The sequence below is a fragment of the Pseudomonas sp. WS 5059 genome (genome assembly GCF_012985525.1).
Taxonomy (GTDB): domain Bacteria; phylum Pseudomonadota; class Gammaproteobacteria; order Pseudomonadales; family Pseudomonadaceae; genus Aquipseudomonas.
Window position 1 is genome coordinate 240,489 of the sequence record NZ_JAAQWO010000005.1, and the last position, 14,154, is coordinate 254,642.

The window sequence follows — 14,154 nt, forward strand, 5'->3', positions numbered from 1 at the left end:
ACCCGTTATATAGATATTCGTTGCGCTTCTATCATGGGCTCAACCTCATACGAGGAAGAGGAATAAGCCATGACGTGCCCCAATAGCATCACCCCCAGCTATAAACCGTTCAGCCATCTCGCCGCTCCCAGGGAAGTGATTCGCCAGTTCACCCCCAACTGGTTCGCCGCCACCATGGGCACCGGCGTGCTGGCGTTGGCCCTGGCGCAAGTGCCGGTGCAACTGCCGGGTGTCTACGCCATCGCCGAAGGGTTGTGGTTGCTGACGATCGTTCTGTTTGTATTGTTCAGCGGCCTATACGCCGCGCGCTGGGTGATGTTTTTTCACGAGGCGCGGCGAATTTTCGGACACTCCACGGTCTCGATGTTCTTCGGCACCATTCCCATGGGCCTGGCGACCATCATCAACGGCTTGCTGCTGTTTGGCCTGCCGCGCTGGGGCGAGGGCGTGGTGCAACTGGCTGAGGCCCTGTGGTGGCTGGACGTGGCCATGGCCCTGGCGTGCGGGGTGTTGATCCCGTTCATGATGTTTACACGCCAGGAACATAGCATCGACCAGATGACAGCCGTCTGGCTGCTGCCGGTAGTGGCGGCCGAAGTCGCCGCCGCCAGTGGTGGCCTGTTGGCGCCGCACCTGGCCGACGCTCATTCGCAACTGGTGATGCTGGTGACCAGCTACGTACTCTGGGCATTTTCCCTACCGGTTGCGTTCAGCATTCTGACAATCCTGATGCTGCGCATGGCCCTGCACAAACTGCCCCACGCCAACATGGCCGCGTCGAGCTGGCTGGCCCTTGGCCCGATCGGCACCGGCGCCCTGGGTATGTTGCTGCTTGGCCAGGACGCGCCGGCGATCTTCGCTGCCAATGGCTTTGCCGGCATCGGCGAGATTGCCGCCGGCCTGGGGCTGGTCGCCGGCATCACCCTGTGGGGCCTGGGCCTGTGGTGGATGTTGATTGCGGTGCTGATCACCCTGCGTTACCTGCGCGCAGGTATTCCATTCAACCTCGGCTGGTGGGGCTTTACCTTCCCGCTGGGGGTGTATGCCCTGACCACCTTGAAACTGGGCAGTACCTTGCACCTGGCATTTTTCAGCGTGACCGGCAGCGTGCTGGTCGCCGCCCTGGCCCTGATGTGGCTGGTGGTCAGCAAGCGCACGGTGCAGGGCGCCTATAAAGGTGAGCTTTTTGTTTCACCGTGTATTGCAGGGGTGGGGAATAAGTAAGCGGGATTAGGTAAAGTCGTGGCCTGAAAAATCAATAAAGCCTTCAGGCCACGCAGGAACACGGACGATGAGTCACCCCTCGCAATTTACCTTGCTGCGCAAACGGCGCTTTCTGCCGTTCTTCATCACCCAGTCCCTGGGGGCGTTCAACGACAATATCTTCAAGCAGTCGTTGATCCTCGCCATTCTCTACAAGCTGGCCATCGAGGGCGATCGCTCGATCTGGGTCAACCTCTGCGCCTTGTTGTTTATCCTGCCGTTCTTCCTGTTCTCGGCCCTTGCCGGGCAGTTTGGCGAGAAATTCAACAAGGATGCGCTGATCCGCGCGATCAAGATCGGCGAGATCGTGATCATGGCCATCGGCGCCGTGGGCTTTATGACCAACCACCTGGAGCTGATGTTGCTGGCGCTGTTTGCCATGGGCACCCACTCGGCGCTGTTTGGCCCGGTGAAGTACTCGATCATGCCGCAAGCGCTGCATGAAGAGGAGTTGGTGGGCGGTAACGGCCTGGTGGAAATGGGCACGTTCCTGGCAATCCTCGCCGGGACTATCGGCGCTGGGGTGATGATGTCCTCTGCGCACTACGCGCCGGTGGTGTCCACGGCGATTGTCGCGATTGCCGTGCTGGGCTACCTGGCCAGCCGGGCGATCCCGCGCGCCGCGGCGTCCAGCCCCCAGATGCGCCTGGACTGGAATATCTTCAGCCAATCCTGGGCCACCTTGCGCCTGGGCCTGGGGCAGACACCCGCGGTGTCGCGCTCGATTGTCGGCAACTCGTGGTTCTGGTTTGTCGGGGCGATCTACCTCACGCAAATCCCGGCCTACGCCAAAGAGTGGCTGTATGGCGATGAGACCGTGGTGACCCTGATCCTCACGGTGTTCTCGGTCGGTATCGCGTTGGGCTCGATGCTCTGCGAAAAACTCTCCGGGCGTAAGGTGGAAATCGGCCTGGTGCCCTTCGGGTCATTCGGCCTGACGGTGTTTGGCCTGTTGCTGTGGTGGCATTCTGGCGGCTTCCCGCAGAACGTCCAGGCCAACGATTGGCTGGCGGTGTTGGGTTACGGCCAGGCCTGGTGGGTGTTGATCGATATCCTTGGCCTGGGGGTGTTCGGCGGTTTCTATATCGTGCCGCTGTATGCCTTGATCCAGTCGCGTACCGCTGAAAACGAGCGGGCGCGGGTGATCGCTGCCAACAATATTCTCAATGCGCTGTTCATGGTGGTATCGGCGATTGTCACCATCCTGCTGCTGAGCGTGGCCAAGCTGTCGATCCCCGAGCTGTTCCTGGTGGTGTCGCTGCTTAATATCGCGGTCAACACCTACATCTTCAGGATTGTTCCCGAGTTCACCATGCGCTTCATGATCTGGCTGCTCGGCCACTCCATGTACCGCGTGCAGCATCGCGACCTGCAACACATCCCGGACGAAGGCGCGGCGTTGCTGGTGTGCAACCATGTGTCGTTTGTCGATGCACTGCTGATTGGCGGCGCGGTGCGTCGGCCGATTCGCTTTGTGATGTATTACAAGATCTACCGCCTGCCGGTGCTCAACTTTATCTTCCGCACGGCCGGCACCATTCCGATTGCCGGGCGCCATGAAGACCTGGAGATCTACGAAAAGGCCTTCCAGCGCATCAGCCAATACCTGAAGGACGGCGAGCTGGTGTGCATCTTCCCGGAAGGCAAGTTGACCGGCGACGGTGAGATCAATGAGTTCAAGAGTGGCGTGACGCGGATTCTCGAGGAAACGCCGGTACCGGTGATTCCCATGGCGTTGCAGGGGTTGTGGGGGAGCTTTTTCAGCCGCGATCCGAACAAGGGGATCTTTCACCGGATCTGGTCGCGGGTGACGTTGGTGGCGGGGCCGCCGTTGGCAGTGGAGCAGGCGACGCCACAGGCTTTGCAGGAACAAGTGCTGGCACTGCGTGGCACCACCCGGTAGGAGCCCGGCTTGCCGGCGATGGCGCCCGAAAATCCATCACGGGATTCAAGGGCCTCATCGCCGGCAAAAGCATCAGGCGCTAATCTTGAGCCCGATCAACCCGGCAATAATCAGCGCCACACTGGCCAAGCGAAACAGCGCCATGGACTCCCCAAACAGGATAATCCCGGCAATCACCGTGCCCACTGCACCGACCCCGGTCCAGATCGCATAGGCGGTGCCCAGCGGCAGTTCCTTCATCGCCAGCCCCAGCAGGCCGAGGCTGACGGCCATGGCGGCAATCGTCAGGGCGGTGGGCATTGGTTTGCTGAAGCCGTCGGTGTATTTCAGGCCGACGGCCCAGCCAACTTCAAACAACCCGGCGAAAAACAGAATGACCCAGGACATATTGACCTTCCTTTTAGAAGTGGGGTCGTCCCCGGATTAATGCTCGAACGAGTCGCGGGGTCGTCCCCGCGAAGATGGGTAGAGTGCCGAAAAGCCAGCACCCGATCAAGTTTCGGCAAGGGCCTTGCGATCTTCCTTCTCGCTCATCCGGCGGAAATACGTCGACAACAGCGCCCCGGAAATATTGTGCCAGACGCTGAACAGCGCACTGGGCACCGCTGCCAGTGGCGAAAAATGCGCACTGGCCAGTGCGGCGCCCAGCCCCGAGTTCTGCATGCCCACTTCCAGCGCCAACGACTTGCGCTGGGCCAGTGGCAACTTGAACACGCGGCCGGTGAAGTAACCGAGCAAGTAGCCGAAGCTGTTGTGCAGCATCACCACCGCCATGATCAGCAGACCCGATTCGGCAATCTTCGCCTGGCTCGCTGCGACCACAGCCGCGACGATAATCACGATGCTGACCACCGACACCAGTGGCAGCACATCAACGGCATGCCGCACCCGATCACCCAGCAGGCGTTGTGCCAATACCCCAAGCACGATGGGCAGCAGTACCACTTGCAGGATCGACCAGAACAGCTCCATGAACGACACCGGTAGCCACGCCGAAGCCAGCAGCCAGATCAGCGCCGGGGTGAGCAGCGGGGCGAGGAGGGTGGTGACGGCGGCGATGGCCACCGACAGCGCCAGGTCGCCCCGGGCCAGCCAGGTCATGACGTTGGACGAGGTACCGCTTGGGCAGCAGCCGACCAGGATCACGCCGACGGCGATTTCCGGTGGCAGTTGGAAGGCCTGGCACAGCAACCAGGCCACCCCCGGCATGATCACAAAGTGCGCGACCACACCCAGGGCCACGCGCCACGGATGGCGTGCGACCTCAGCGAAATCTTCAAGTTTGAGGGTCAGGCCCATGCCGAACATCACCAGGCCCAGCAGCGGCACGATGGCGCTTTTCAGGCCGATAAACCAGCTGGGCTGCAGGAACGCGACTACGGCAAAAATCAGCACCCAGTAGGCGAAGGTATTGCCGACGAAGCGGCTCAAGGCGGCGAGTGCGCGCATGGTGATGTCCTTATTATTAGAGTGCTGGAACTGGCAACCCCATCAACCGTAGGAGCTGGCTTGCCAGCGATAGCGGTATGTCAGTTAGTGACTCACTCTGTAACTGATACACCGCCATCGCAGGCAAGCCAGCTCCTACATTGAACGTGCCTGTTTTAGATGCCTTGCGGGGTCTCTTCGCCGCCCAATGCTTCCACCAGTGCCGGCAGGAAGTCGCCGAAGGTCAGCATCATCAGGGTAAAGCTTGCATCCAGTTGGCCCAGGGCCTCGTCGCCGCCGTCCTGTTCGGCCTGGTCTTGCAGCAGGTCCTCGAACTTCAGGCGCTTGACGGTCATTTTGTCGTCGAGCATGAACGACAGCTTGTCCTGCCAGGCCAGGGACAGTTGGGTCACGACCTTGCCGGTGGTCAGGTGCAGCTGGATTTCTTCGCCGGTCAGGTCCTGGCGCTTGCAGCGCACGATGCCGCCGTCTTCGTGGGTGTCGCGCAGTTCGCATTCGTCGAGCACGAAGAAGTCAGCGGCCGGCTTCTGGGTGGTGACCCAGTCGGTCATGATTGCGGTTGGCGCGGTTTTCACAGTCAGCGGGCGTACTGGCAGGGTGCCGATCACTTCACGCAGGGTCGACAGCAGGTCTTCGGCGCGCTTGGGGCTGGCCGAGTTGACCAGGATCAGGCCCTGTTTCGGTGCGATGGCAGCAAAGGTCGACGAACGACGGATAAAGGCGCGGGGCAGGAAGGCCTGGATGATTTCATCCTTGATCTGGTCCCGTTCCTTTTTATAGACCTTGCGCATTTGCTCGGCTTCGATCTCTTCGACCTTTTCCTTGACCGCGTCACGCACCACGCTGCCGGGCAGGATACGTTCTTCCTTGCGCGCAGCGATCAGCAGGAAGTCACCGCTGACGTGCACCAGGGGCGCGTCTTCACCTTTACCAAAAGGCGCGACGAAACCGTAAGTGGTCAACTCCTGGCTTGCACAAGGGCGCGCCGGTTTGGTGGCCATTGCAGCTTCCAACGCCTCGGCATCAACAGGCAGATCTTGGGTCAGGCGATAGATAAGCAGGTTCTTGAACCACATGGGGTGAGTCTCTCCTTTATACAAAGTGGGGCATTATTCTCTTGATAGGGCCTGAGGCCAACCCTGCCTAAGCCATTGGAAGGGCTGAAAAAAAAGATTTAAGAAAGTGCTTGCCAGACTTATGGTCGCTCCGTAGAATGCGCGCCACACCGAAACGAAGGGTGATTAGCTCAGCTGGGAGAGCATCTGCCTTACAAGCAGAGGGTCGGCGGTTCGATCCCGTCATCACCCACCATTCGCTTCATGTGTTACGCGCAGCGGTAGTTCAGTCGGTTAGAATACCGGCCTGTCACGCCGGGGGTCGCGGGTTCGAGTCCCGTCCGCTGCGCCATATTCGGTAACCTGGAACACTGAACGCCAGGTCACCACAGAAAGCCCGCTCATCGAGCGGGCTTTTTGCTGTCTGGGGTTTGCGAAAATCCCCGCTCATAAAAACGCCCCCGATCATTTCCGATGACCGGGGGCGTTTTTTATGGGGCGCTTAGAAATCCCAGCGCGTAGTGACCATGAAGTTACGTGGTTCACCGTAGGCTGCCGAGTTATAGAAGCCGATGTTGGTGTAGTAGGACTTGTCGAAGATGTTGTTGACGTTCAGTGTCGCCGACAGATTTTTGGTGACCTGGTAACGGGTCATCAGGTCCACCAGCCAGTAGGCTTGCTGGGAAAACTCTTCATACCCGTTATGCGGGGTGTTGTAGATATCCTGCCAACCCACGCTCTGCCAGCGCACGCCGCCGCCGACGGTCAACTTGTCGAGGTCGCCCTTGAGCTTGTAGGTGGTGTACAGCTTGACCTGGTCTTCAGGCTCGAACGTGGAGATCTTCACGTCCTTGTCATCGCGCACGATCTTGTGGGTGTAGCCGGCCTGGAGCTGCCAGCCGGGGGCGATCTCACCGGACATCTCCACTTCGTAGCCCTTGGTCACGGCCTTGCTGCTCTTATAGGCATAGTTGGATGGGATCGGCGTCTGATTGTTGTAGGCGTCATCCGACAGCGCGCGATTGGACTCATGGATTTCAAAGTACGCCGCGCTGGCGTTCACCCGGCCATCGAGGAAGTCGGCTTTCACGCCCAATTCCCAGTTCTGGCCTTCATCGGGCTCAAGCAGCTTGTTATCCCGGTCGCGGTTGTAGTTTTCCTGGGGCATGAAGATATCGGTGTAGCTGGCGTACACCGAGTAGGTGTCGTTCAAGTCATACACAGCGCCGACGTACGGCACGAATCGCCCGGACTCGCGATAGTTGGGGTTATAGCCCGTGACCTGGTAGTTGACCACTCGCCCACCCAGCAACAGCTTGAGGTCATCGGCCAGGTTCAGGCGAGTGGTCACATAGGCGCCAGTCTGGCGCACGGTGTCGTCGGTCAGGGATTGGGCATTGCCCCAGTCCGGGATGGCGGCGTGGCCGTGCCAGTTATTGAAGTCGACGATGTTTGGGCTGAGGTTCCAATAGCCTTTGCCTTTCCATTCGGAGGCGCTGATGGAGCCGCCCAGCACCAGTTCATGCTCGCGCCCGCCCAGGCTGAACGGGCCACTCACGTACAGGTCGGCGGAATCGCTGACTGTTTCCCCGGTGTACTTGCCTGAGGTGAGTTGTGCGGTGCCGTCCGGCTGCGGCTGGTCGCCCTGGATCGAACCCATCAGCGCGTGGTAACCGTTGATCTTGTGGTCCAGTTGCAACTTGGTCACCCAGCCGTTGCCCAGGTCATGCTCGAGCATGGCGAACACGGTGCGGGTGTATTGCTCCCAACTGCTCCAGTCGGCGGCGTTGTTGAACGAGCGCTTGACCTTGTTGCGCTCGCCCTTGGAGTTGATCAGCGGGAAGCTGCCTGACCAGGAAGAGCCCTTGGGCAACGTATCCTGATAATCGCCGCCGACGGTCAGCAGGGTGTCCGGCGACAGGTCGAATTCCATGATGCCGTAGTACGTCGGGCTCTTGCGCGAGTAGTGGTCCATGAACGATTGCTTGTCCTGGTAGGCCGCGACCGCCCGGCCACGCACATTACCGCTCTCGGTCAGCGGGCCGCTGACGTCCAGTTCGCTGCGGTAGTTGTCCCAGGAACCGGCGCCGAGGGTGGCATGCCCCTTGAAATCGGCGGTGGGCTTCTTGCGCACCAGGTTGATCGTCGCGCCCAGGGAGCCGGCGCCGGTGAGCAGGCCGGTGGCGCCCTTGAGCACTTCGACGCGGTCGTAGATCGCCATGTCGCTCAGGGTATTGCCCGCCGAATAGGCAACGTTGCGCGCCGTCGAAGGAATGCCGTCGTACTGGAAGTTATTGATCGAAAAACCACGGGCGTAGTAGTTGCTGCGCTCGCTGTCGAAGGCCGACACGGTGATGCCCGGGGTATGGCGCATCACATCGTCGACGTTGTTCAGGCCGAAGTCGTCCATGTGCTGGCGCGTAACGACGCTGACGGACTGCGGGGTTTCCTTGGGCGTCAGCACCAGGCGCGTGGCGGTGGCGATGCTGCCGGGGGTGTAGGACCCGCTGTCTTCGGTGACGTTACCCAACTGGTTGCCGGTGACCTGGGTCGGGCCCAGTTCCATGCTGCCGTTGCTGGCAGTCGGCGCGGATTGCAGCGCATACACCTGGTCGCCCTTTACCGCGACGTAGCCGCTGCCCTGCAGCAGCCGGTCGAAACCGTCCTGGATCCCGTAGCTGCCTTGCAGGCCCGGGCCATCGAGGCCTTGCAGCTCGCGGGACTGGAACACAATCGCCACGCCGGCCTGCTGGGCAAAGCGGTTGAGCGAGCTGCCCAGGGGCCCGGCAGGAATGTTGTACACCTGGGCGGCGGTGCTGGCCGTATCCGCCTGGGCCAGGTTGATGTGCAGGGCGCCAACGGTGGCGGCGAGCACGGCCAGGGCAAACGGTGCACTTCTCAGCAGGCCAAAGCGCCCACGCGGGTAGGAAGGGGTGTGCATGGTGAAGGCAATCCTTTAGGTGTCGAATTACCTTGCTTGACGGGCAACTGCACAAAAACCGGAAGCAAATGCGAATAATTATTTATTGGCGGTGTTGGCCGGGTTCACCACGACCAGCCAGGGGGTATAGGTTTGCACGGTTATCGGCAGGGTTTGCGCCAGCAGTTGCAGGGCGTGGTCGCTGTCATCCAGGGGGATCACGGCCGACACGCGCAGGCTTTGCAGGGCGGCGCGATCAAACTGCAGGCGGCCGGACCGATGCCGGGAGATTTCATCCAGCACCTCGGGCAATGGCCGGTTTTCCACCACCAGTTGATGGCGGCGCCAGGCTTCGTTGATGCTGGACGGGTCGATGCTGCCGGTCAGGCGTACGCTGTCGGCATTGATCAGGGCCTGGGAGCCGGCGGCGACTTCCAGGGTCTGCCGGGCATCGGCGCTGTGGGCGGCCACGCGGGATTCGAGCATGCTCAGCACGGTGCTGTCGCCCTCGCGCTTGACCACAAACCGCGTGCCCAGTGCGCGCATGCTGCCTTGGGCGGTCTGCACGATAAACGGCCGCGCCTGATCGTGGGCCACCTCCACCAGGATCTCGCCTTGCAGCAGTTCGATGCGCCGCTGCGTGGCGTCGAAATGCAGGTTGGCCGCGCTGATGCCATTGAGGCTCAGTGCCGAGCCGTCCGCCAGGCGCAGGGTCTGCCACTGGCCGGGGCCGTTGCGCACATCGGCCATCCAGCGCTGCGGATACGGGCTGACCAACAGCGCCGCCGCAGGCACTGCCAGGCTGCACAGCAGCAACAGGGTGCGCACGGTGCGTTTGCTGCGGCGCGATTGCTGGGTGGCGAACGCCGCATTCAGCGCCGCCCGTGCCGGTGCCTTTTTCCCGCGCAGGGCCTGCATCCGCGAAATCACCGCCTCCATGCGTGCGGCAGCGGCGGCGTAGTGCGGGCCTTGTTGCTTCCAGCACTCGAACGCCAGGCGCTGCGCTTCGCTCAGCTCACCTTCATGCAGGCGCAGCATCCACTCGGCGGCTTGTTCTTCGATCTGTTGGCGGGCGTCGGGCATAGGTGGCTCAGGTGTCCATACTGTGGCCGCAATGCACCAGGGCCAGGATCAGGTATTTGCGCACGGTGCGTTCCGAGAGCTTGAGTTGCCGGGCGATCTGCTGCTGAGTCAGTTCTTCGAGGTAATACAGCACAAACGCCTGGCGCGAATACTCATGCATGCCTTCAAGGATAAACGCGATCTGTTCCAGGGCTTCCAGGGTGGTGTGGATCTGCTCCGGCGACTGGAAACCTTCGAGCGCGTCCACCGTCAGGGCCAACTCTTGCAGATAGGCTTGCTCAATCTGTTTGCGCCGGGCCTGGTCGATAATCAGCCGCCGCGCGGTAGTGCTCAAGTAGGCCCGGGGTTCGCGGATCGTCGCCACCGATTCACGGGTATTGAGGATACGTGCGAACGTGTCCTGTGCCAGGTCGGCGGCATTCTGCCGGCAGCCCAGCTTGCGCCGCAGCCAGGTGAGCAGCCAGCCATGATGCTCGCTGTAGAGCTGGGTTATTTCCCGTTGGAATGGCGGTTCACCCACAGACATAGGCGTGGCTCAGGTGTTATTGAGAATGGTTTCTAATTGTGGCCCCGGGGCAGGGTAAACGCAATAGACTCGCGTTTACCCGCTAAAAGCGCAGGTTTGCGGGCTGTTGGCTGCCGGCGAAAAGATATTTCAAATAAATTGCATTTAAATCAACACATTGCGGATTTTTCGTATATGATGCGCCCCGCACCGAACGTAAAGGGTGATTAGCTCAGCTGGGAGAGCATCTGCCTTACAAGCAGAGGGTCGGCGGTTCGATCCCGTCATCACCCACCATTACGTCCAATGCTACGCGCAGCGGTAGTTCAGTCGGTTAGAATACCGGCCTGTCACGCCGGGGGTCGCGGGTTCGAGTCCCGTCCGCTGCGCCATATTTGGTTACCTGGAATGCTGAACGCCAGGTCACCCCGCAAAGCCCGCTCAATGAGCGGGCTTTTTTGTGCCCGGGATTTGCGGTTCTACAACCCCACCAACCGGTAGCCCACCTGCAGTTCGGTAATGAAGTACTGCGGCTGCGCCGGATCCGCCTCCAGCTTTTGCCGCAGATGCGCCATATGCACCCGCAGATAGTGGGCGCGGTCGACGTAATCCAGGCCCCACACTTCCAGCAGCAGTTGCCGGTGCGTCAGTACGCGGTTCTGGCCGCGAACCATGGCGCAGAGCAGGCGGTACTCGATGGGCGTCAAGTGCACCGGTTGGCCTGAGCGCCACACTTGGTGGGTCGCCAGGTCCACTGCAATCTCGCCAAACGCCACCTTGCTGGTGGCCACCACCGTGCCGGTGTGCCCGTGCCGGCGCAGTTGGGCGCGGATACGCGCGAGCAACTCGGGCACGCCAAAGGGCTTGGTCAGGTAGTCATCGGCGCCCGCGTCCAGGGCGGCGACTTTTTCTTCTTCACGGTCACGCGCCGACAGCACCAGGATCGGCACCGCCAGCCAGCCGCGCAGTTCGCTGATCAGTTGCTTGCCATCGCTGTCCGGCAAGCCAAGGTCGACAATCACCAGGTCCGGCTGACGGCTGGCGGCATGAATCAGCCCACGTTTGACGCTGTCGGCCTCGAACACCTGAAAGCCTTCGTCTTGCAGGGCAATGCGCACAAAGCGGCGGATATTGGCCTCGTCTTCAACAATCAGGATGCGTGCAGTGCTCATAAGGGTTCCATGGCAGGCGGGGTGCCTGCGGGTAGCGTGATGGTGAAATGCATGCCGCCCGTGCGGCCGGGGTTGGCCTGGATGCGCCCGCCGTGGGCCTCGACGATGCGCTTGACCAGCGCCAGGCCCAGGCCGATGCCGGCCACCGACGATTCCTGCTGGCCGCGCGTGAAGGGCTCGAACAGATTGGTCGGCGCGCGACCGGGGCCGGTGTCGCTGACCTCAAGCACAATCTGCTCGCCGGCCTGGCTGGCGGCCACGCTGATGGTGGTGCCCGGCGGGGTGTACTTGGCGGCGTTGTCCAGCAGGTTGACCAGCACCCGCTCGATCAGCAGCCCATCGACTTCCACCAGCGGCAACTGTGCGTCGAGCGTGGTGTGTACGCGGTGGTGCGCCAGTGGTTCGCGCAATTGGCGCAGGGCGCTGCCGACGATTTCTTCCAGGGAGTGCCATTGGCGGTTCAGGCGCACACCGCGTTCTTGCAGGCGCGCCATGTCCAACAGGTTTTCGATCAGGCGCTGCATGGATGTGGCCTGTTCGTGGATGCCATGCAGCAGCTCGTTCAGTGGCCCCGACGGGGCGTGGGGCAGGGCGGTCTCGGCGGCGCCGATCAGGGTGGTCAGCGGCGTGCGCAGGTCATGGGAGATTGCCGCGAGCAGGGTGTTGCGCATTTTCTCGCCTTCCATCTGCACCAAGGTGCTTTGCGCCACTTCAACGAAATGCACGCGCTCCAGGGCAATCGCCAGTTGGCTCATGCAGGCTTCCAGCAGGCGGCGTTCTTGCGGGTCGTTCAAGCGATCGCGTTGGGCCAGTTCCAGCACCAGCACGCCGCGCACGCGCATCGGCGCCTTGAGTGGCCAGTAACAGCCCTTGGCCGCCGACAAAGTGTCGGTGCCGTGGCCAGCGGGGTGGCCGTGGTCGTATGCCCATTGCGCGATGCTGTCGTCGATCGGCAGCCCAGCGGCGCTCACGCTGTGGACGCCATCGGCGGCGTCGGGCAGGGCCAGGCCGACTCGTGCTTCGAAGACGCCACTGAAGGTGCGCAGCGCGACTTCACTGATTTGCTCCACCGTCAGCGCCGCCGACAGGTCGCGGGCCAGGCGCGCCAGGGAGGTCGCGCGGCGTTCCCGTGCGGCGGCGGTGCGCGCTTCGTGGCGCAGGCGCGCGGTGAGTTGGCCGGTGATCAGGGCGATGCCGAGCATCAAGGCAAAGGTGAAGAAGTACTGGGTGTCGTTGACCGTGAATGAGTAGCGTGGCTGGACGAAAAAGAAGTCAAAACACAGCACCGCGAGCATCGCTGCCCACACGCCGGGGCCGCGTCCAAAGCGCAGCGCTACCAGCACCACCGTGAGCAAAAACAGCATGACCACGTTGGCCAGGTCGAACACTTGCAACAGCAGTGCGGCCACGGCGCTGGCGGCGAAACAGGCCAGGCTGGCCCAGAGATAGGCCAATCGCGTACCGGGCAATGTTGCTGTTTTTTCGGGCACGGCAGGCGTGCCCGGCAGCAGGCCGTGGGCCATCACGATCTGGTCGATTTGCGGGTGGTGGCGGCTGATCCGATCGCTGACCGACTGATGCCAGAACTGCCACCGGCGGCGCGGATGATGGCCGAGTACCAGGCGATTGGCGTTGTGCTCACGGGCACAGGCCACCAGCGCTTCGGCGACGTCCATGCCCGGCAGCGTGGCGGTGTCCGCGCCGAACTCTTCGGCCAGGGCCAGGGTTTTCATCGCGCTCGAGTAGCGCCTGGCGCCGCGCCCCTGGGCCGAGGCCACGTGCACGACAATCCAGTCGGCCTCCAGTTTTTGCGCCAGGCGCGCCGCTTCACGCACCAGGCGCTCATCGCCGGCGTCCCCGGCTATGCCGACCAACAGCCGTTCGCGGGCCGGCCACAGGGTCTTGATCGACTGTTCGCGGCGGTACACGCGCATCTGTGTGTCGACCCGGTCGGCCGTGCGCCGCAGGGCCAGCTCGCGCAGCGCCAACAGGTTGCCCTTGCGGAAAAAATGCTCAGACGCGCGCGCCGCCGCCGGGCCCAGGTACACCTTGCCGTCCTTGAGGCGTTGCAGCAGATCGTCGGGCGGCAGGTCGATCACCACCACTTCGTGGGCGTTATCGAACACATGGTCGGGCACCGTTTCACGCACACGTATGCCGATGATCCCGCTGACCAGGTCATTCAGGCTTTCCAGGTGCTGCACGTTGAGGGTGGTCCACACGTCGATGCCGGCGCTGAGCAGTTCTTCCACGTCTTGCCAGCGTTTGGGGTGGCGTGAGCCGGGCACGTTGCTGTGGGCCAGTTCGTCCACCAGTAACACGCCAGGGTGGCGCAAGAGGGCGGCGTCGAGGTCAAATTCGCTGAGGGCGAATTCACGGTGCAGGTGCTGGGCACGGGGCAGTTGTTCGAGGCCGTGGAGCAGCTCGGCGGTGTCCTGGCGGCCGTGGGTTTCCACCACGCCGGCCAGTACGTCACGGCCACGGCCAGTTTCGCGGCGCGCCGCTTCGAGCATCGCGCAGGTCTTGCCGACCCCGGCGTTGGAGCCAAAGTAGATACGCAATTTGCCGCGCAAGGCGGCCTGTTCTTCTTGTTGGACCCGAGCGAGCAGAGCGTCGGGGTCGGGGCGTGCGTTGTTTAAGGCGGGCATGTCATTCCTGGTCAATGCGGTTCAAGTGTGGGAGCGGGCTTGCCTTAATGGCAGTCAGTCAAGCGCAGATCCCCTGTGGGAGCGGGCTTGCTCGCGAAAGCAGTGGGTCAGCCGACATCAATGTCTGCTGGGCCGACGTCCTCGCGGCGATGCGGC

The 14,154-nt window shown here is 62.2% G+C and carries 10 protein-coding genes and 4 tRNA genes; 6 read left to right on the top strand and 8 right to left on the bottom strand.

Annotated elements, in window-relative coordinates; translation table 11 throughout:
- The first annotated feature begins 69 nt into the window (after nucleotides 1-69).
- Nucleotides 70-1,224, top strand: coding sequence for a TDT family transporter (locus tag HBO12_RS16285; RefSeq protein ID WP_170042666.1), 1,155 nt, complete (start codon nucleotides 70-72; stop codon nucleotides 1,222-1,224).
- A gap of 67 nt (nucleotides 1,225-1,291) precedes the next feature.
- Nucleotides 1,292-3,166, top strand: a complete 1,875-nt coding sequence (locus tag HBO12_RS16290) for an MFS transporter (protein ID WP_169956839.1) — start codon at nucleotides 1,292-1,294, stop codon at nucleotides 3,164-3,166.
- A 72-nt stretch (nucleotides 3,167-3,238) separates the two neighbouring features.
- On the opposite strand, the gene sugE is transcribed toward HBO12_RS16290, so the two are convergent.
- From sugE to rdgC, 3 genes are all read right to left on the bottom strand, one after another.
- Nucleotides 3,239-3,553: a quaternary ammonium compound efflux SMR transporter SugE gene (gene sugE / locus HBO12_RS16295; protein ID WP_057438900.1), complete on the bottom strand. Its 315-nt coding sequence runs from the start codon at nucleotides 3,551-3,553 to the stop codon at nucleotides 3,239-3,241.
- A 105-nt stretch (nucleotides 3,554-3,658) separates the two neighbouring features.
- The gene (locus HBO12_RS16300; RefSeq protein WP_170042667.1) at nucleotides 3,659-4,615 is read right to left on the bottom strand and encodes a bile acid:sodium symporter family protein; all 957 of its coding nucleotides are present in this window, start codon (nucleotides 4,613-4,615) and stop codon (nucleotides 3,659-3,661) included.
- 155 nt (nucleotides 4,616-4,770) lie between these two features.
- Nucleotides 4,771-5,691: a recombination-associated protein RdgC gene (gene rdgC / locus HBO12_RS16305; RefSeq protein ID WP_169956841.1), complete on the bottom strand. Its 921-nt coding sequence runs from the start codon at nucleotides 5,689-5,691 to the stop codon at nucleotides 4,771-4,773.
- A 159-nt stretch (nucleotides 5,692-5,850) separates the two neighbouring features.
- Here rdgC and HBO12_RS16310 point away from each other — a divergent pair.
- Nucleotides 5,851-5,926, top strand: a tRNA-Val gene (locus HBO12_RS16310).
- A gap of 19 nt (nucleotides 5,927-5,945) precedes the next feature.
- A tRNA-Asp gene (locus tag HBO12_RS16315) sits at nucleotides 5,946-6,022 on the top strand.
- A 150-nt stretch (nucleotides 6,023-6,172) separates the two neighbouring features.
- On the opposite strand, the gene HBO12_RS16320 is transcribed toward HBO12_RS16315, so the two are convergent.
- From HBO12_RS16320 to HBO12_RS16330, 3 genes are all read right to left on the bottom strand, one after another.
- A complete protein-coding gene (locus HBO12_RS16320) occupies nucleotides 6,173-8,611 on the bottom strand; it encodes a TonB-dependent siderophore receptor (RefSeq protein ID WP_170042668.1) in 2,439 nt (812 codons plus the stop codon).
- A 78-nt stretch (nucleotides 8,612-8,689) separates the two neighbouring features.
- Complete coding sequence (locus tag HBO12_RS16325; protein WP_169956843.1) at nucleotides 8,690-9,673, bottom strand: FecR family protein; 984 nt, start codon at nucleotides 9,671-9,673, stop codon at nucleotides 8,690-8,692.
- A gap of 7 nt (nucleotides 9,674-9,680) precedes the next feature.
- A complete protein-coding gene (locus HBO12_RS16330; RefSeq protein ID WP_170042669.1) occupies nucleotides 9,681-10,199 on the bottom strand; it encodes a sigma-70 family RNA polymerase sigma factor in 519 nt (172 codons plus the stop codon).
- A 200-nt stretch (nucleotides 10,200-10,399) separates the two neighbouring features.
- On the opposite strand from HBO12_RS16330, the gene HBO12_RS16335 reads away from it, so the two are divergent.
- Nucleotides 10,400-10,475, top strand: a tRNA-Val gene (locus HBO12_RS16335).
- Nucleotides 10,476-10,493: 18 nt separating this feature from the next.
- Nucleotides 10,494-10,570, top strand: a tRNA-Asp gene (locus HBO12_RS16340).
- Nucleotides 10,571-10,657: 87 nt separating this feature from the next.
- Here HBO12_RS16340 and HBO12_RS16345 read toward each other — a convergent pair.
- Together HBO12_RS16345 and HBO12_RS16350 are read right to left on the bottom strand one after the other, a co-directional pair.
- Nucleotides 10,658-11,350, bottom strand: coding sequence for a response regulator (locus tag HBO12_RS16345; RefSeq protein WP_170042670.1), 693 nt, complete (start codon nucleotides 11,348-11,350; stop codon nucleotides 10,658-10,660).
- Nucleotides 11,347-13,998 carry a sensor histidine kinase gene (locus tag HBO12_RS16350; RefSeq protein WP_170042671.1) on the bottom strand — a complete coding sequence of 884 codons (2,652 nt, stop codon included), beginning with the start codon at nucleotides 13,996-13,998 and terminating at the stop codon, nucleotides 11,347-11,349. The genes HBO12_RS16345 and HBO12_RS16350 overlap by 4 nt, the downstream gene beginning before the upstream one ends.
- Between the last annotated feature and the right edge of the window lie 156 nt (nucleotides 13,999-14,154).

Excerpts from the sequence above, each read along its gene's own strand:
- HBO12_RS16325 (WP_169956843.1), bottom strand. The coding sequence starts at position 9,673 with ATGCCCGACGCCCGCCAACAGATCGAAGAACAAGCCGCCGAGTGGATG.
- HBO12_RS16290 (WP_169956839.1), top strand. The coding sequence starts at position 1,292 with ATGAGTCACCCCTCGCAATTTACCTTGCTGCGCAAACGGCGCTTTCTG.
- sugE (WP_057438900.1), bottom strand. The coding sequence starts at position 3,553 with ATGTCCTGGGTCATTCTGTTTTTCGCCGGGTTGTTTGAAGTTGGCTGG.
- HBO12_RS16285 (WP_170042666.1), top strand. The coding sequence starts at position 70 with ATGACGTGCCCCAATAGCATCACCCCCAGCTATAAACCGTTCAGCCAT.
- HBO12_RS16320 (WP_170042668.1), bottom strand. The coding sequence starts at position 8,611 with ATGCACACCCCTTCCTACCCGCGTGGGCGCTTTGGCCTGCTGAGAAGT.
- HBO12_RS16330 (WP_170042669.1), bottom strand. The coding sequence starts at position 10,199 with ATGTCTGTGGGTGAACCGCCATTCCAACGGGAAATAACCCAGCTCTAC.
- rdgC (WP_169956841.1), bottom strand. The coding sequence starts at position 5,691 with ATGTGGTTCAAGAACCTGCTTATCTATCGCCTGACCCAAGATCTGCCT.
- HBO12_RS16300 (WP_170042667.1), bottom strand. The coding sequence starts at position 4,615 with ATGCGCGCACTCGCCGCCTTGAGCCGCTTCGTCGGCAATACCTTCGCC.
- HBO12_RS16345 (WP_170042670.1), bottom strand. The coding sequence starts at position 11,350 with ATGAGCACTGCACGCATCCTGATTGTTGAAGACGAGGCCAATATCCGC.
- HBO12_RS16350 (WP_170042671.1), bottom strand. The coding sequence starts at position 13,998 with ATGCCCGCCTTAAACAACGCACGCCCCGACCCCGACGCTCTGCTCGCT.